A 17,016-nucleotide genomic window follows, 5' to 3' on the forward strand; every position below is an offset into this window, starting at 1 on the left:
TATCCTGCGACTGGCGATGCGACCCTTGCCGACAGCCGCAGGGGCCGGGGCGTCCTGGCAGGAGCCGGACGCTCGCGGACATGAACCGCCGTCAGGACAAGCATGATGGGTGTCCCATGCTGGCGATCCGGAACACCGTCCTCATGACCGGCCGGAACCGCACCACAGGCGCGGCGGTCCCATGGTGAGCGAGGCCGGAAACACGCGGCTTCCGCGATGGAGCGTGATGCGCATGGCCGGAGAGGCCATGCGCCGGGCGAGACCGGGCCGGCACGGCATGTCGCCGTACTGAGCACGAGGCCGGCGCAGAACCTTCTCGCAGGCCGTCCGTCACTCCTCCCATTCAGGAGCCTGCGCATGATGATCCCCCACAGCCGGCCAACCTGCCTGTCTTCCAGATCGACCCTCCTGTCGGCCGTCGCGGCCTTCGCGCTCCTTGCCGGAGCCGCACAGGCCTGCCCGCTCGGCAGCCACGACAGCCCGCGCGTGCGGATGCTCCACGCCCTGCAGCAAAAGGGGCATCATGGTCACGGGACGACGGTGGCGCAGCTGCAATCCCAGGCCGGTCCCCAGACCCCGACGAAACCCTCCCGCACGGAGCTCGGCGCCTATGGCCGGAACCTGCCGCACGGCGCGGCGGCGCCGACCTCGGAGGCGAAGCCCGCCCTTCAGGACAATCTCGGTGCGCTCTCGTGGAGCATCGTCGATACGGCGAACCCCGAGGCGAAGGCTTATTTCGATCAGGGCTACCGCCTCGGCTGGGGCTTCAACCACGCCGAGGCGGCCCGCGCCTTCCGGGCGGCGCAGGAGCTCGATCCGAACTGCACCATGTGCCTGTGGGGCGAGGCATGGGTGCTAGGCCCCCACATCAATTACCCGATGGAGCCGGACGCGAATGCCCGGGCCCTGGCGGTCCTGGAACGGGCCGGGGGCGTAGCGGGCGCGGGAGAGATGCAGAAGGCGCTGATCGAGGCGCTGCTGCAGCGGCATTCGCCGGACGCGAACGCCGACCGCAAGGCGCTCGACCAGGCCTATGCGGATGCCATGGAGGCCGTGCAGGCCCGCTTCCCGCAGGATCCGGATGTGGCGGTGCTGACCGCGGACGCGCTCATGAATCTCAGCCCCTGGGATTACTGGGCCGATGGCGGAAAGACTCCGAAGGGCAAGACCGACCGCACCGTGGCGCTGCTCGAAGGCGTGCTCGGCGCACGGCAGCTCGGGCCGCTGCAGGCGATGCCCGACCATCCGGGCGCCATCCACCTCTACATCCACACGGTGGAGGCTTCCGACCGTCCCGAACGGGCCGCGCCCCATGCCGCCCGCCTCGAAGCCTTGATGCCCGGCGCCGGGCACCTCGTCCACATGCCGAGCCATATCTGGTACCGGCTTGGGCAATGGCGCGAGAGCCTCGACGCCAATGTGCGGGCCGCCGCGGCGGACGAGGCGCTCATGGGGCAGGGCGGCGCGAGCCTGCTCTATGCCGAGGGCTACCACGCCCATAACGTCCATTTCGTCATGGTCTCGGCCCTGATGGGAGGCGATGGCCGCACGGCGGTGGACGGGGCGGGGAAACTCGCCGGAATCGTGTCCGACCGCACCAAGCGGGAGGTTCCCTGGACCCAGCCCATCGCGGCCGCTCCCTACAATGCCCATGCGCTCTTCACGAAACCGGAGGAGGTGCTGGCGCTCGATGCGCCGGACGGCGATTTTCCGTTCGTGCGGGCGGCCTGGCACTATGCCCGAGGGGTGGCGCTGGCGCGTCTCGGGCGCACCGACGAGGCGCGTGCCGAGATGACGGCCATCGAGCAGCTGGAGAAAACGCCCGAGATCGCGGCGCTGACGGCGGCCGGCGTGCCGGGATCCGACGTGCTGGCGATCTCGACGCGCGTGATCGACGCGCGCATCGCGCAGGCGGAAGGCGATCGGGACAGAGCCGCCACCCTGTTCAGGGAAGCGGCGGAAATCCAGGACCGCCTGCCCTACATGGAGCCGCCCTTCTGGTACTATCCGGTGCACCAGTCCCTGGGGGCGGCTTTGCTGGAGCAGGGCAGGACCGAGGACGCACAGGCCGCCTTCCGCGCCGCGCTCGAACGCTCGCCCAATAACGGATGGGCGGCGGCAGGCCTGTTGCGCGCGGCCGAGGCTCAGGGCAATGCCCAGGCCGCCGAGGAGGCCCGGATGCTGCTGCAGAAAAACTGGTTCGGCGCGGAGCTTCCGTCGCTCGACCGGCTTTGAGGCGGCTTGCCCGATCGGGTGCCCGAACTCACGCCATGGCGGGCCGGTGCACGACGTGATTGGGACGCGCTGCGATCCCTACACGCACCGGCTCCTCTCCGGCGGCGACTACCATCATTGCTGCCACTCCAACCTGACGCGGGCGCTCGCTGGGCGCCTGAACCGGCCGCTGGCGGAGGTCGAGTCTGCGGTGCACGACGTGCTCAACGTGTTCATGTGCACCGGCTTCACCCGCGACACGGGCCAGTACTTCATGAAGGCGAGTCCCGTGCGGCCCGGCGACTTCCTGGAATTCTTCGCCGAGATCGATCTGCTGGGCGCCCTGTCCGCCTGTCCCGGCGGCGATTGCAGCACCGAGCATTCCAGCGACACGGCGGCCTGCCACCCCCTGCTCGTCGAGATCTACCGCCCCAAGGCTCCCCCTGAGGGCTGGACCTCGCCGGAGCGGAACGCGTATCGCGGTGGGCACGGGGTTTGAGGGCTCGTCAGAGCGTGTCCAGGTGAGACATGAGGATATCCGCCAGACATGCGATCTTTCGCTGCAGCCTGTCCCGGTGCCACACCAGAAGGGTTCTGGCACGACCGAGATCGGGATCGCGCAATGGATGAGCGCGAAGGCGCGACCGTTTCGAGTAGGTGGCAAGCACACTCGACGGCATGAGCGCGACCCCCATCCCGGCCGCGATGCAGCCGAGCATGGCATGGTAGGAAGTGAGTTCGACAACGCGCTCTATGAGCACGCCGTCCCGCGCGAACCACGCTTCCAATCGGGTGCGGTGCGGGCATCCCGGATGGAATGCGAGCACCGTCCGTGGGCGAACATCCTTCGCAGACCCGATGTCGGGGTGTTGCCGACTGCTGATGATCACCAGTTCCTCGTCGAAAATCGGAAGGGTTTCTAGGCGTGGATCCGAAACGGGTTCGGCGATCAGAGCAGCGTCGAGTTCGCCTGACAGGACCTGCGCGATCTGTTCGCGAGGAGAGCCAGTCTGAAGCTCAATTGCGACCTCGGGATGGCGGCCGTGATATTCGCTCAGCGGCAGGGGCAGCCGCGCGGCGGCGGTGCTTTCCATCGTTCCCAATCGCAGAACGCCGGATGGCTTGCTTTCATGAACGGCGTCGCGGGTCCGCTCAGCGAGTGCAAGAAGCTGCTCCGCGTGATCGAGAAGGATTCGGCCCGCCGGGCTCAGCTGCAGCTTCTTGCCTTCGCGGATGAAAAGCGCCACGCCCAGCTTCTGCTCCAATTTGCGAATGCGAGTCGTGACATTCGATTGAACGCGGTTCAGCCGCTTGGCCGCGCTGGTAATGCCGCCGCTCTGTGCGACTGTGCGGAAGATGCGTAGGTCGGATAGCTCCATGGTTCTCTCACAGAGAACGTTATATTCTCAAATGATCATTTTACGAGATAATGTCTGCCGTGCAACACTGTTCGTGGAAAGTAAAGGCCGTATAGGGGCAGTATGAGCATGGTCGCTGACAGGCCGACACTGGATCATATCGTAATCGGGGCACGAACGCTGGAAGAAGGCGTCAGCTACATTCGCGATGTACTTGAGGTCACCATACCACCTGGTGGAAAGCACCCACTCATGGGTACTCATAACTGCCTGATGAAGATAGGGGCAGGTACATTTCTCGAGGTCATCGCGACCGATCCAGCCTCACCTAAGCCACCACGTCCCCGGTGGTTTGCTCTTGATGAAGAGGCCCAACAAGCCCGCATCCAGGAGAGGCCCCGGATCATCGCGTGGGTTGCCGGAACCCGCACCTTGAGTGCTCATCTTTCAACCAGCCCGACGGATATGGGGCGCCCCATCGGTCTGTCCCGAGGCGGGCTGACGTGGCGAATAGGCATCCGGGACGATGGATCTCTGCCGGAGCAGGGGCTCCTCCCCGTCCTGATCGAATGGCCGAGCGGCGAAAACCCATCATCGCAGATGGCAGAATTCGGCATCAGACTGGAGCGTCTGCGCCTGCATTCTCCAAGGCCAGCAGCCCTTTCAGACGCATTGCACGGCATTCGGTCGAGAGACTTGGTTGAAATTGAATCCTGCCGCAATGGCGACCTGCGTATTGAGGCTGAGTTTTCAAACTCTGCGGCCAACACTCTTACAACGCTGACTTAACTACGCTGCTGAGCTGTTGCTACAAGAGGATAAACCATGATCGTTGTCGTGTTCCGCAGCCGCCTTCAGCCTGGAGTGGAGAAGACGTACACGGAGACGGCGCAGTCCGTCGTTCCGGCCGCGATGGAGGTGCCGGGCTACATCTCGCACAAGGTCTTCACGGCGGAGGACGGGGAGCGCGTCACCATCGTGGAATACGAATCGGAAGACGCTATGAAGGACTGGGCCCGCGATCCGCGCCACGTGGCCGCCAAGAGGCTCGGGCGGCAGGATTTCTACGCCGACTACAAGGTGCAGATCTGTAGCCTTTTGCGCGAGCGAAGCTTCAAGCGCGAGACCGTAGAGGTCTGAAACGAAGAATGGCCGGACTTGAGCCCGGCCACTCGCTTTTCGGGATCGGGAGCCTTACAGGCCCAGATTCTTCTTCCGCTGCGCCAGCGTCCGCAGGCGCAGGGCGTTGAGCTTGATGAAGCCCGCCGCGTCCCGGTGGTCGTAGGCCACGGCGCCTTCCTCGAAGGTGACGAGGTCCTGGTCGTAGAGGGAATAGGGGCTCTCGCGGCCGATGAGGTGGACGCCGCCCTTGTAGAGCTTCAGGCGCACCTCGCCGGTGACGAATTCCTGGCTCTTGTCGATGAGCGCCTGGAGCATTTCGCGCTCGGGCGAGAACCAGAAGCCGTTATAGATGAGCTCGGCGTATTTCGGCATGAGCTCGTCCTTCAGGTGAGCCGCGCCGCGGTCGAGGGTGATCGACTCGATGCCCCGGTGGGCGAGGTGAAGGATCGTGCCGCCGGGGGTTTCGTACATGCCGCGGCTCTTCATGCCGACGAAGCGGTTCTCGACGAGGTCGAGGCGGCCGATGCCGTTGAGGCGGCCGAGCTCGTTGAGCTTCGCCAGCAGGTCGGCCGGGCCCATCTTCCTGCCGTCGATGGCGACGGGGTCGCCCTTCTCGAAGGTGATGGAGATGACGGTCGGCTTGTCGGGAGCCGATTCGGGATCGTTGGTGCGCGAATAGACGTAGTCCGGAACCTCAGCCGCCGGGTCTTCGAGCACCTTGCCCTCGGAGGAGGCGTGCAGGAGGTTGGCATCCACGGAGAACGGCGCCTCGCCGCGCTTGTCCTTGGCGATCGGGATCTGGTGCGCCTCCGCGAAGGCGATGAGCTGCTCGCGGGAGCGCAGGTCCCATTCGCGCCAGGGGGCGATCACGGTCACGTCGGGCTTGAGGGCGTAGTAGCCGAGCTCGAAGCGTACCTGGTCGTTGCCCTTGCCGGTGGCGCCGTGGGACACCGCATCGGCACCGACCTTTTCGGCGATCTCGATCTGCTTCTTGGCGATGAGCGGACGGGCGATGGAGGTGCCGAGCAGGTACAGGCCCTCGTACTGGGCATTGGCCCGGAACATCGGGAACACGTAGTCGCGCACGAACTCGTCGCGCAGGTCCTCGATGAAGATGTTCTCCGGCTTGATGCCGAGGAGCTCGGCCTTCTTGCGGGCAGGCTCCAGTTCCTCGCCCTGACCGAGATCGGCGGTAAACGTCACCACCTCGCAGCCATAGGTGGTCTGCAGCCACTTGAGGATGATCGAGGTGTCGAGGCCGCCGGAATAGGCGAGCACGACCTTGTTCACGCGCTTTTCAGCCATAGCAAGGGGTTCCGAGATTTCAACCGTGCCCGCGACTTAGAACGGAAGCTTGGGCGGCGCAACCGGGCAATTGGCCGGCGATATGCATCTCCGTCATTCCTGACTGGAAAAGCCGGAGCTGTTGCGGAAAGGCGCGATAAGCTAGGCAATGGGTTCCGCACCGATGCGGCTCGCCTTGCGGGGAGACGATTGCCATGCGCCGGCCGATTCTCGAGTTCTGGTACGATTTCGCCTCGACCTATTCGTATCTCGCGGCCATGCGCATCGAGGCCGCCGCCGAGGAGGCGGGGGTGGGGCTCGCCTGGCGGCCCTTCCTCCTGGGGCCGATCTTCGCCGCCCAGGGCTGGACCACCTCGCCGTTCAACCTCTACCCGGAGAAGGGCCGCTACATGTGGCGCGACATGGAGCGGGAGGCGGCCAGGCTCGACCTGCCCTTCTGTCGTCCGGAGCCCTTCCCGCAGAACAGCCTGCTCGCCGCCCGGGTTGCCCTGGTCGGAGCGGAGGCGGGCTGGACGCCCGCCTTCACCAAGGCGGTGTTCCTGATCGAGTTCGGCAAGGGCCGCAACATCTCCGACCCGGTGCTGCTCGCCGGCATCCTGGCCGATCTCGGGCTGGACGCGGATGCGGTGATCGGGGAGGCGCAAGGGGACGCCAACAAGGCGCGCCTGCGCCGGATGGGCGAGGAGGCCCAGGCGCGGGGCATCTTCGGCGCCCCCGCCTTCGTGGCCGAGGACCGGGAGATGTTCTGGGGCAACGACCGCCTGGAGCGGGCGCTGGAATGGGCGGCGGAGCACGGACGCCGCTCCGAGTGGCCGGTGTGAGCCCGGCGGGGCTGCGGCGGCTTCGCCCGGCGGCCCGGAAACGCTTGTGATCCGGCACGAAACGCGATAAAAGAACGCCCATCCGACAGGACATTGACGGTTGCCGTGTTGTGAGGGTGCGTGCGCGCGCCCTTGGTGCGTTTCCGAAAAGCCTGACGGAGCAAGCGTTTCCATCCGTCGATGATACGCCGGCCCGCTCCATGGAGCGGCATGCCCGGGACCTGGCCCTGAAGGGGCGTCCCTGGCAGCGGCGGCTGGAAACGGCCCGTTCACACGAGCCGCCGGCGTTGCCCCTTAAACGAGGGCCATTCAGGAGAACATATGTCCGCAGCATACCAACAAGCGCCGAGCCGTGAGGATTTCGCGGCCCTGCTCGAAGAATCCTTCCGCACGAACGAGATCAGCGAAGGCTCGGTCGTCAAGGGTAAAGTGGTCGCGATCGAGAAGGACGTCGCGGTCATCGACATCGGCGCCAAGACCGAAGGCCGCGTGGCCCTCAAGGAATTCGCAGGCCCCAACCGCGACCAGACGATCAACGTCGGCGACGAGGTCGAGGTCTATGTCGAGCGCATCGAGAATGCGCTGGGCGAGGCCGTCATCTCCCGTGACAAGGCCCGCCGCGAAGAGAGCTGGGTCAAGCTCGAGAAGGCCTTCGAGGCCCAGGAGCGCGTCAACGGCGTCATCTTCAACCAGGTCAAGGGCGGCTACACGGTCGATCTCGACGGCGCCGTGGCGTTCCTGCCGCGCTCGCAGGTCGACATCCGTCCCGTCCGCGACGTCACCCCGCTCATGGGCGTGGCTCAGCCGTTCCAGATCCTCAAGATGGACCGCCGCCGCGGCAACATCGTCGTGTCGCGCCGCACGGTCCTCGAAGAGAGCCGCGCCGAGCAGCGTTCCGAGCTCGTGGCGAACCTCGAAGAGGGTCAGGTCATCGACGGCGTGGTCAAGAACATCACCGAGTACGGTGCGTTCGTTGATCTCGGCGGCATCGACGGCCTCCTGCACGTCACCGACATGGCATGGCGCCGCGTGAACCATCCGTCCGAGGTCGTAACCATCGGCCAGACGGTCAAGGTGAAGATCATCAAGATCAACCACGAGACGCACCGCATCTCGCTCGGCATCAAGCAGCTCCTGGCCGATCCGTGGGAGGGCATCGCCGCCCGCTACCCGGTCCAGGCGAAGCTCAAGGGCCGCGTTACGAACATCACCGACTACGGCGCGTTCGTCGAGCTCGAGCCGGGCATCGAAGGCCTGATCCACGTCTCCGAGATGTCCTGGACGAAGAAGAACGTCCATCCGGGCAAGATCATCTCCACCTCGCAGGAGGTTGAGGTCGTGATCCTCGAGGTCGATCAGGTGAAGCGCCGCATCTCGCTGGGCCTGAAGCAGACGCTGCAGAACCCGTGGGAGGCCTTCGCCGAGAAGCACCCTGTCGGCTCCGAGGTCGAGGGCGAGGTCAAGAACAAGACCGAGTTCGGTCTGTTCATCGGTCTCGAGAACGACGTCGACGGCATGGTCCACCTCTCGGACCTCGACTGGAACCGTCCGGGCGAGCAGGTCATCGACGACTTCAAGAAGGGCGACATGGTGCGTGCCCAGGTTCTCGACGTGGACGTCGAGAAGGAGCGCATCTCGCTGGGCATCAAGCAGCTCGGCGGCGACCCCTTCGCGGAAGCCGGAGAGATCAAGAAGGGCCAGATCGTCACCTGCGAGGTTCTCGAGGTGAAGGACGGCGGCCTGGAGGTGAAGATCGTCGACACCGACCTCAACACCTTCATCAAGCGCAACGAGCTCGCTCGCGACCGCGCCGACCAGCGCCCCGAGCGCTTCGCCGTGGGCGAGAAGCTCGATGCCCGCGTCACGCAGTTCGACCGCAAGGCCCGCCGCGTCACCGTCTCCGTCAAGGCCCTCGAGGTCGCTGAGGAGAAGGAAGCCATGGCGCAGTACGGCTCGACCGACTCGGGCGCTTCGCTCGGCGACATCCTCGGCGCGGCCCTCAAGGCCCGCACCGACAAGAAGTAATCGGGCCGGCAACGGCTCGACCGTCCCCGGGCTCCGGCCCGGGGCCACCGAACAGACCCGCGCGAGTGATCGCGCGGGTTTTTTGCTGCGCGGGCCGAGGCCTCGTCCATGGACTTTCCGCCCCGGCGCCACAGCTTTCCGGCGAAGCCTCGGGAGCGAAGAACAGGCTGGCAGGCCATGGCGCGTGGGCAAGACGACGCGGGTCTCGGGACCCGGCTGCGGAACTGGGCACGGACGGTCAGGACCGACGCGGTGGCGCTTTCGCTCGCCGTCGGCGACCGGCGGGTGCCCTGGTATGCCAAGCTCGCGGCCGCCGTGGTGGCGGCCTATGCGCTCAGCCCCATCGACCTGATTCCCGATTTCATCCCGGTCCTCGGCTATCTCGACGACGTGATCCTGGTGCCGCTCGGCATCCTGCTCGCGGTGAGGCTGATCCCGGCCCCTGTGATGGAGGAACTGCGCGCCGAGGCGCGGGCCCGGGCGGAGCGCCCGAGGAGCCGGGCCGGGGCTCTTGCCGTCGTGGCCCTCTGGGTCGCGGCGGCCGCCTTCCTGATCTGGGCCTTCTGGCCCGACCGGGCGTCGTGAAGCCTGTCCCGTCCTACGGGGGCCGCATGGCAGGGGTGCAGGTTTTTTATTGGTTAACCGCCTTGCCGCCCTATCTGCCTTCGCAATAGGGTGTCGCCTTTGAAGCAGGCACCATGCAAGAGACGAAATTCATGCCCATCGATGCCGAAGCCATCACCGATCGCCGCCGTCTGCGCCGCAAGCTGACCTTCTGGCGCGTCGCAGGCATCCTGGCTCTCATCGCCGCCGTCCTCGCCTTCGGCTATGCCGCCACCGACCGGTTCGGCATTCCGGAGGGGCGGACCCACGTGGCCCGCATCGCCGTCAACGGCTTCATCATCAGCAACCAGCAGCGCATGGCCGACCTGATGGACCGGGTCGGCAAGGCCAATTCCGTGTCCGGTGTGGTGATTTCCATCAACAGCCCGGGCGGCACCACCACGGGTTCCGAGGAGCTCTACCGCAACATCCGCAAGCTCGCCGAGAAGAAGCCCGTCGTGACCTTCGTCGACGGCACCGCGGCTTCGGGCGGCTACATCACGGCCATAGCGGCCGACCACATCGTCGCCCGCGAGACCTCCCTCGTCGGCTCCATCGGCGTCCTGTTCCAGTTCCCCGATGTGTCCGGCCTGCTCGACCACCTGGGCGTGCGGGTCGAAGAGGTGAAGTCCGCTCCGCTCAAGGCCGAGCCGAGCCCGTTCAAGCCCACGAGCCCCGAGGCCCGCGCGGCCCTGCAATCGGTGGTCAACGACACCTTCGACTGGTTCAAGACCCTGGTGCGGGAGCGCCGGCGCCTGAACGAAGCCGAATTGGCAACCGCGTCCACGGGCCAGGTCTTCAGCGGGCGCCAGGGCGTGTCCCTCAAGCTGGTCGACCGGATCGGCAGCGAACGGGATGCGGTCGCCTGGCTCGAGCAGGAAAGGGGCGTGGCGCGGGACCTGCCGGTGCGCGAATGGGAGCCCCGCAGCGAACGCGACTTCTCGATCATCGCTCTGGCCGCGACCGGCGCCGACCTCTTCGGCTTCGAGCGAGCCGCCGAGTCTCTCCGCCGGTCCGCCGTCAGCCTTCAGGCCGCTCAGCTTGACGGTCTGCTGGCGCTCTGGCACCCTTCCGAAAAATAAAGCAGCATCAAACATATAGCCGTTCCATGATCAAATCCGAACTGGTGCTCAAGCTCGCTGAGCAGAATCCGCATTTGTATCAGCGCGACGTCGAGAACATCGTGAACGCGATTCTCGATACCATCGCCGATGCTCTTGCCAGGGGTGACCGGGTTGAACTGCGCGGCTTCGGCGCGTTCTCCGTGAAGAAGCGGGATGCCCGCACCGGGCGCAACCCGCGCACGGGTGAATCCGTTTCCATCTCCGAAAAAGTCGTTCCCGTCTTCAAGACGGGGAAGGAAATGCGTCAGCGCCTCAATGCCTCCCCCAAGGTTCTGAAGGCTGCCGCAGCCCAATAACCCGAGGGATGGTCCGTACATGATTCGGTTTCTGAAGGCGTTGATTCTCCTGCCCGTCGCGATTCTCGTCGTGCTGCTCGCGGTCGCCAACCGCGCGCCGGTGACCCTGTCGTTCGATCCGTTCTCGGACGTGCCGGAATTCTCGGCCGAACTGCCCCTGTTCGCCGTGATCTTCGCCGCCGTCGCGCTGGGCGTGGTGATCGGCGGCACGGCCTCCTGGCTCGCTCAAGGACGCAACCGCAAGGAGCGCCGCCGCTTCCGCCGCGAGGCCCGTACTCTGCGCCACGAGACCGAGCGCCTGCGCACGCAGAACCAGACCACCACCACCGGCCCGGCAGCCCTGCCGCGTCCGCAGGCCTCCGCCTACTAGACCGGCCTTCCGGCCCCTCGGAAGACCCGCTTCACCCCTTGCGACGCATCGTGTCGCGCGAGAACGGCTCCCGCCTTCTTCGCGCGACGCCCTGGAAGAGACCATGCACGTCATCACAGCCGCCGAGATCGACCGGGTTCTCACCTTTCCCGCCCTGATCGATGCCCTGGCCGAGGCCTTTCGCGGCGACATCGTCACCCCGGTCCGCCACCATCACGAGGTCGAGCGCTCCGGCGCCCACGGCACGCTCCTGCTCATGCCGGCCTGGACCGGCCCCGCCACGCAGGACGGCTATGTGGGCGTGAAGATCGTCTCGGTGTTCCCGGAGAACGGGGCGAAGAACCTTCCCAGCGTGCTCGGCACCTACATGCTGATGGACGGTGCGACCGGCCAGCCGCGCGCCGCCCTCGACGGCACGCGCCTGACCGTGTGGCGCACGGCCGCCGCCTCGGCGCTCGCGGCGCGCTATCTTGCCCGCGAGGATGCGAGCCGCATGGTGATGGTCGGCGCCGGATCGCTCGCGCCCTTCCTCATCCGGGCCCATATGAGCCAGCGCCCGATCCGCGAGGTGGCGCTGTGGAACCACAGGCCCGAGAAGGCCGAGAGCCTCGCCGCCGAGCTCAAGGCGCAGGGCCTTCCGGTCACCGCCGTCGCCGACCTCGAAGGCGCGGTGCGCGGGGCCGACCTCGTCTCCTGCGCGACGCTCTCCAGCGCTCCCATCGTCGAGGGCGCGTGGCTGAAGCCGGGCGCCCATCTCGACCTGGTCGGCGCCTTCAATCTCAGGATGCGCGAGGCCGACGACGAGGCGATCCGCCGGGCGCAGGTCTATGTGGATACGCAAGCCGCCAAGCACGAGGGCGGCGACGTGGCGCTGGCGCTCAAGGGCGGCGCCATCGCCGAGAGCCACGTGCGCGGCGACCTGTTCGACCTGTGCCGGAACCCGATCCGGCGCGAGAACGAGGCGATCACCCTGTTCAAGTCGGTCGGAACCGCCCTGGAGGACCTGGCTGCGGCGATGCTGGTGTGGCGCTCCGTGGCGAAAGCGTCGTAACATCCGTCCATGGACAACCTGGTCAAGATCTGCGGGCTCTCCACGCCCGAAACCCTGGACGCTGCCCTCTCGGCCGGCGCGGACTGGGTCGGGTTCGTGCGCTTCGCCAGGAGCCCCCGCCATGTGGGCCTGGATCTCGGCCGCGATCTCTCGGGCCAGGCGAAGGGCCGCGCCCTGCGCGTGGTTCTCCTGGTCGATGCGGAGGATGCGGACATCGCCGACGCGGTCGAGGCGCTCGATCCCGATCTGCTCCAGCTTCACGGCCACGAGACGCCCGAGCGGGTCGCCGCGATCCGTGAGAGGTTCGGCCGTCCGGTCGTGAAGGCGCTGGGCATCGCGGACTCGTCCGATCTCGCGGCGCTCGCAGCCTACGGCGAGGCCGCGGATCATCTTCTCCTGGACGCCAAGCCGCCCCGGATCCCGGGCTCGCTGCCCGGCGGCAACGGGTTGTCCTTCGACTGGCGGCTTCTTGTCGGGCTTGACCCCGGCGTCTCCTTCATGCTGTCAGGAGGGCTCAACCCCGACAACGTGGCGGAGGCGATCCGGCTGACCGGCTCCAGGGCGGTCGACGTGTCGTCGGGGGTGGAGGCCGGGCCCGGCATCAAGGACCCCAGCAAGATCGAGGCCTTCGTCAAGGCAGCCCGGGCGGCATTCGCCGCCCAGAACCGTTAAGGCAGGACAGGCGTGTCAGCTCAGCCCCAACCGAACTCCTTCCGCACCGGACCCGACGAGCGCGGGCATTTCGGCATCTTCGGCGGCCGCTTCGTGGCCGAGACCCTGATGCCGCTGATCCTCGATCTGGAGAAGGCCTACGGCGAGGCCAAGGCGGATCCCGCCTTCAAGGCCGAGATGGACGGGTACATGACCCATTACATCGGCCGCCCGAGCCCGCTCTATTTCGCCGAGCGCATGACCGAGCATCTCGGCGGAGCAAAAATCTACTTCAAGCGCGAGGAGCTGAACCACACGGGCGCCCACAAGGTGAACAACGTGCTGGGCCAGATCCTTCTCGCCCGCCGCATGGGCAAGAAGCGCATCATCGCCGAGACCGGCGCGGGCCAGCACGGCGTCGCCACCGCGACGCTCTGCGCGCGCTTCGGCCTGGAATGCATCGTCTACATGGGCGCGGTGGACGTGGAGCGGCAGAAGCCAAACGTCTTCCGCATGAACATGCTGGGCGCCAAGGTGGTGCCCGTGCAGTCCGGCACGAAGACCCTCAAGGACGCCATGAACGAGGCGCTGCGCGACTGGGTCACCAACGTCGCCGACACGTTCTACTGCATCGGCACCGTGGCGGGCCCGCATCCTTATCCGGCCATGGTGCGCGATTTCCAGGCCGTGATCGGCCAGGAGACCCGCGAGCAGATGATGCAGGCCGAAGGCCGCCTGCCGGATTCCCTCGTCGCCTGCATCGGCGGCGGTTCCAACGCCATCGGCCTGTTCCATCCCTTCCTCGACGACCGGGGCGTGGAGATCTACGGGGTCGAGGCGGCGGGCCACGGCCTGACCCAGCTCCACGCGGCGTCCCTGTCGGGCGGCCGCCCCGGCGTGCTGCACGGCAACCGCACCTATCTGCTGATGGACCGCGACGGCCAGATCCAGGACGCCCATTCCATCTCCGCCGGCCTCGACTATCCGGGCATCGGCCCGGAACATGCCTGGCTGCACGATGTGGGACGGGTCAACTACATCTCGGCCACGGACGACGAGGCGCTGGAAGCCTTCCAGCTCTGCTCCAAGCTCGAGGGCATTCTGCCCGCACTGGAGCCCAGCCACGCGCTGGCCAAGGTGATGGAACTCGCGCCGCAGAAGCCCAAGGATCACCTGATGGTGGTCAATATCAGCGGCCGCGGGGACAAGGACCTCTTCACCATCGCCGAGCACCTGAAGCAGGACATCGTCTGACGAACAGGCTGGAGGAGGTCTCTCCTTCAGTCGTTCAGCATCGCTTCGAGGAAAAGCTCGGGATCCAGGCAGAACTCCCGCAGCAGGCGGAAATGCTGCGTATCCTCCAGCCTGATCGGCGCGAGGCCATGTTTCGTCAGCCCGAGAAGCCGCGCTCCCGGATAGGCCATCAGCATCGGCGAGTGGGTCGCCATGATGACCTGGCAGTAACCGGTACGGTCCATCCTCTGCAGCAGCTTGAGGAACTCGATCTGGCGCGACGGCGAGAGGGCCGATTCGGGCTCGTCGAAGATGTACAGGCCCTGCTTGGCGCAGCGCTCCTCGAAGAAGCGCAGGAATCCTTCCCCATGGGAATGGGAGAGGAAGTCCGGAGGAGCCTCGTTGGCGTCGAGGGCTGCCGTATCCAGGTAGCGGGACACCGAGAAAAAGCTCTCCGCCCTGAAGAACCAGCCATTGGTGACCCGCGGCAGCCAGCTGGCCCGGAGAGCCTGCCCGAGAACCCCGCCCATCGCCTCCACGGCCCGGGAATGATCGACGGGCCGATAGCCCTTGCCGCCGCCCGCCTCGTCATAGCCGGCGAGGGCTGCGATCCCTTCCAGGATGGTTGATTTCCCGACCCCGTTCTCGCCGACGATGATCGTGACCGATCGGTCGAACTCCATCGCGAAGTCCGCATCCCGGAAGATCGGCAGGCAAAACGGATAGGTCGAGGGGTCCCCCAGGCGCTCCCCGTCGAGCCACAGGCGCCTCAGATAGGGCGCGCGCAATCGGGTCATCTGAGAGGTCTTCGCCATGGCAGCATCCTGACGGTCGGGCCGATGGGCCTGCGCCCGATTCGAGTTCGGACGACGTTACACGCGGCCATGGAGAGATGTGAGATCCCTGTCCACATCCCGTAAATCCCGTGCTAAAGACCCGCCCATGACACAGCGCATCGAAGCCCGTTTCGAAAAATGCCGCCAGGAGGGCCGCGCCGCCCTCGTGACCTACGTCATGGCGGGGGACCCGGATCCCGAGACCTCCCTCGAGATCCTGAGGAGCCTGCCCAAGGCCGGCGCCGACATCGTCGAGTTCGGCCTGCCCTTCACGGATCCCATGGCCGACGGCCCGGCGATCCAGGCGGCGGGGCTTCGCGCCCTCAAGGTCGGGCAGGACACGGTCAAGACCCTGGACCTCATCCGGCGCTTCCGGGCGGAGGATGCGGAGACGCCCGTGATCCTCATGGGCTATTTCAACCCGATCTACGTCTATGGCGTCGACCGCTTCCTGGCCGATGCCAAGGAGGCCGGCGTCGACGGCCTGATCGTGGTGGATCTTCCGCCGGAGGAGGACGACGAGCTCTGCCTGCCGGCGCTTAAGGCGGGCCTGGCCTTCATCCGCCTCGCCACGCCCACCACCGACGACCATCGCCTGCCGGCGGTGCTGAAGAACACGGCGGGCTTCGTCTATTACGTCTCGATCACCGGCATCACCGGCGCGGCGACCCCGGATTTCGGCAAGGTCGCCACGGCGGTGGAGCGCATCAAGCGTCATACCCCGCTGCCCGTGGTGGTCGGCTTCGGCGTGAAGAGCGGTGCCCATGCGGCGGCGGTGGCGCAAGGGGCCGACGGCGTCGTGGTGGGCTCGGCGCTGATCGACGCCCTGAAGGGCACCCTCGACGGGGAAGACCGCGCCACCTCGCGCACGGTCGAGGCCGTCACCACATTGGTGAAGGAACTGAGCGAAGGCGTGCGGTCGGTCGCGAAGAAGGCGGCGGCCGCATAGAGCAACGGAAGGCCTCGTCCTGAGGAGCTGCGCCAGCAGCGTCTCGAAGGATCGGAGGCCGGTTCCAGCAGGCTCCGGAGACGCCCTCGTGCTTCGAGACGGTCACCGAGTGACCTCCTCGGCATGAGGGCTGCGGGGTGCCTCTGAAAGAGAAGGTAGAAAGATGAACTGGATCTCCGAAGTCGTCCGTCCGAAGATCAAGACGCTCTTCAAGCGCGAGACCCCGGACAATCTCTGGATCAAGTGCCCGGAGACCGGACAGGTCGTGTTCCACAAGGATGTGGAGGCGAACCAGTGGGTCATCCCCGGTTCCAACCACCACATGCGCATTTCGGCCACCCAGCGCCTGCAGCTCATGTTCGACGGAGGCACCTGGCTCGACGTGGCGCTTCCCGAGGTGGCGGTGGATCCGCTCAAGTTCCGCGACGAGAAACGCTACGTGGACCGCCTGAAGGACGCCCGCGCCAAGACGGGCCAGCAGGACGCCTTCAAGGTCGGCTTCGGCCGGGTCGAAGAGACCCCGATGACCATCGCGGTGCAGGATTTCGGCTTCATGGGCGGATCGCTCGGCATGGCCGCGGGCGAGGCTTTCATCAAGGGCGCGGAAACGGCCCTCGAGAAGCAGACGCCCTACGTGCTCTTCGCCGGTTCCGGCGGCGCGCGCATGCAGGAGGGCATTCTCTCGCTCATGCAGATGCCGCGCACGACGGTGGCCATCCGCCGCCTGCGCGAGGCGAAGCTGCCCTATATCGTGGTGCTCACCAACCCGACCACCGGCGGCGTCACGGCGTCCTACGCCATGCTGGGCGACGTGCACCTGGCCGAGCCCGGCGCGCTCATCGGCTTCGCCGGTCCGCGCGTGATCGAGCAGACCATCCGCGAGAAGCTGCCCGACGGCTTCCAGCGCTCCGAGTACCTCAAGGACCACGGCATGGTGGACATGGTCGTGCACCGCCACGACCTGAAGCCCACCATCGCCCGCCTGTCGCGCCTCTTCACCAAGACGCCAGTCGCCGGTGCGCCGGTGGCCGAGGCCGCCGAGTAAGACGTTTTCGGAG

At 66.6% G+C, this 17,016-nt stretch carries 17 protein-coding genes and 1 pseudogene; 15 read left to right on the top strand and 3 right to left on the bottom strand.

Annotated elements, in window-relative coordinates; all coding sequences use genetic code 11:
* Positions 1-357 precede the first annotated feature (357 nt).
* Together LGR44_RS07080 and LGR44_RS07085 are read left to right on the top strand one after the other, a co-directional pair.
* A complete protein-coding gene (locus tag LGR44_RS07080; protein ID WP_226738769.1) occupies positions 358-2,235 on the top strand; it encodes a tetratricopeptide repeat protein in 1,878 nt (625 codons plus the stop codon).
* Positions 2,236-2,272: 37 nt separating this feature from the next.
* Positions 2,273-2,713 (top strand): annotated as a pseudogene (locus LGR44_RS07085) (urea carboxylase-associated family protein); the annotation flags it as partial.
* 7 nt (positions 2,714-2,720) lie between these two features.
* On the opposite strand, the gene LGR44_RS07090 reads toward LGR44_RS07085, so the two are convergent.
* Positions 2,721-3,593, bottom strand: a complete 873-nt coding sequence (locus tag LGR44_RS07090; RefSeq protein ID WP_226738771.1) for a LysR family transcriptional regulator — start codon at positions 3,591-3,593, stop codon at positions 2,721-2,723.
* A gap of 108 nt (positions 3,594-3,701) precedes the next feature.
* Here LGR44_RS07090 and LGR44_RS07095 point away from each other — a divergent pair, with 108 nt between their 5' ends.
* Both LGR44_RS07095 and LGR44_RS07100 read left to right on the top strand, forming a co-directional pair.
* Entirely contained in the window at positions 3,702-4,361 is a 660-nt protein-coding gene (locus LGR44_RS07095) for a VOC family protein (protein ID WP_226738773.1), read from the top strand.
* Positions 4,362-4,397: 36 nt separating this feature from the next.
* Positions 4,398-4,712, top strand: coding sequence for an antibiotic biosynthesis monooxygenase family protein (locus LGR44_RS07100; protein ID WP_226738775.1), 315 nt, complete (start codon positions 4,398-4,400; stop codon positions 4,710-4,712).
* 54 nt (positions 4,713-4,766) lie between these two features.
* Here the strand turns inward: LGR44_RS07100 and LGR44_RS07105 are convergent, their stop codons facing one another.
* Positions 4,767-5,999 (bottom strand): argininosuccinate synthase, encoded by a 1,233-nt coding sequence (locus LGR44_RS07105; protein WP_226738777.1) that lies wholly within the window; start codon positions 5,997-5,999, stop codon positions 4,767-4,769.
* Between the two features lie 194 nt (positions 6,000-6,193).
* On the opposite strand from LGR44_RS07105, the gene LGR44_RS07110 reads away from it, so the two are divergent.
* The 9 genes from LGR44_RS07110 (at position 6,194) to trpB (ending at position 14,194) form a co-directional block, all read left to right on the top strand.
* On the top strand, positions 6,194-6,820 hold the full coding sequence (locus LGR44_RS07110) for a 2-hydroxychromene-2-carboxylate isomerase (RefSeq protein WP_226738779.1): 627 nt from the start codon (positions 6,194-6,196) through the stop codon (positions 6,818-6,820).
* A gap of 321 nt (positions 6,821-7,141) precedes the next feature.
* A complete protein-coding gene (gene rpsA / locus LGR44_RS07115; RefSeq protein ID WP_226738782.1) occupies positions 7,142-8,845 on the top strand; it encodes a 30S ribosomal protein S1 in 1,704 nt (567 codons plus the stop codon).
* Positions 8,846-9,022: 177 nt separating this feature from the next.
* Positions 9,023-9,430, top strand: coding sequence for a YkvA family protein (locus LGR44_RS07120; protein ID WP_226738785.1), 408 nt, complete (start codon positions 9,023-9,025; stop codon positions 9,428-9,430).
* Between the two features lie 131 nt (positions 9,431-9,561).
* Positions 9,562-10,530, top strand: coding sequence for a signal peptide peptidase SppA (sppA, locus tag LGR44_RS07125; RefSeq protein WP_226738787.1), 969 nt, complete (start codon positions 9,562-9,564; stop codon positions 10,528-10,530).
* Between the two features lie 26 nt (positions 10,531-10,556).
* Positions 10,557-10,868, top strand: coding sequence for an integration host factor subunit beta (gene ihfB / locus LGR44_RS07130; RefSeq protein ID WP_226738789.1), 312 nt, complete (start codon positions 10,557-10,559; stop codon positions 10,866-10,868).
* Positions 10,869-10,887: 19 nt separating this feature from the next.
* A complete protein-coding gene (locus tag LGR44_RS07135) occupies positions 10,888-11,238 on the top strand; it encodes a lipopolysaccharide assembly protein LapA domain-containing protein (protein ID WP_226738791.1) in 351 nt (116 codons plus the stop codon).
* Between the two features lie 103 nt (positions 11,239-11,341).
* On the top strand, positions 11,342-12,289 hold the full coding sequence (locus LGR44_RS07140) for an ornithine cyclodeaminase family protein (RefSeq protein ID WP_226738793.1): 948 nt from the start codon (positions 11,342-11,344) through the stop codon (positions 12,287-12,289).
* Between the two features lie 9 nt (positions 12,290-12,298).
* Positions 12,299-12,961 carry a phosphoribosylanthranilate isomerase gene (locus LGR44_RS07145; RefSeq protein ID WP_226738795.1) on the top strand — a complete coding sequence of 221 codons (663 nt, stop codon included), beginning with the start codon at positions 12,299-12,301 and terminating at the stop codon, positions 12,959-12,961.
* Positions 12,962-12,973: 12 nt separating this feature from the next.
* Positions 12,974-14,194, top strand: coding sequence for a tryptophan synthase subunit beta (trpB, locus tag LGR44_RS07150; RefSeq protein ID WP_226738797.1), 1,221 nt, complete (start codon positions 12,974-12,976; stop codon positions 14,192-14,194).
* Positions 14,195-14,220: 26 nt separating this feature from the next.
* Here trpB and LGR44_RS07155 read toward each other — a convergent pair whose 3' ends face one another.
* On the bottom strand, positions 14,221-14,988 hold the full coding sequence (locus LGR44_RS07155; protein ID WP_226738798.1) for an AAA family ATPase: 768 nt from the start codon (positions 14,986-14,988) through the stop codon (positions 14,221-14,223).
* Positions 14,989-15,115: 127 nt separating this feature from the next.
* Between LGR44_RS07155 and trpA the strand changes: the two genes are divergently transcribed.
* Positions 15,116-15,958 carry a tryptophan synthase subunit alpha gene (gene trpA / locus LGR44_RS07160; protein WP_226738800.1) on the top strand — a complete coding sequence of 281 codons (843 nt, stop codon included), beginning with the start codon at positions 15,116-15,118 and terminating at the stop codon, positions 15,956-15,958.
* 163 nt (positions 15,959-16,121) lie between these two features.
* Positions 16,122-17,003 carry an acetyl-CoA carboxylase, carboxyltransferase subunit beta gene (gene accD / locus LGR44_RS07165; protein WP_226738802.1) on the top strand — a complete coding sequence of 294 codons (882 nt, stop codon included), beginning with the start codon at positions 16,122-16,124 and terminating at the stop codon, positions 17,001-17,003.
* Positions 17,004-17,016: the final 13 nt, after the last annotated feature.

This window comes from Microvirga lenta (genome assembly GCF_020532555.1).
GTDB lineage: Bacteria > Pseudomonadota > Alphaproteobacteria > Rhizobiales > Beijerinckiaceae > Microvirga > Microvirga lenta.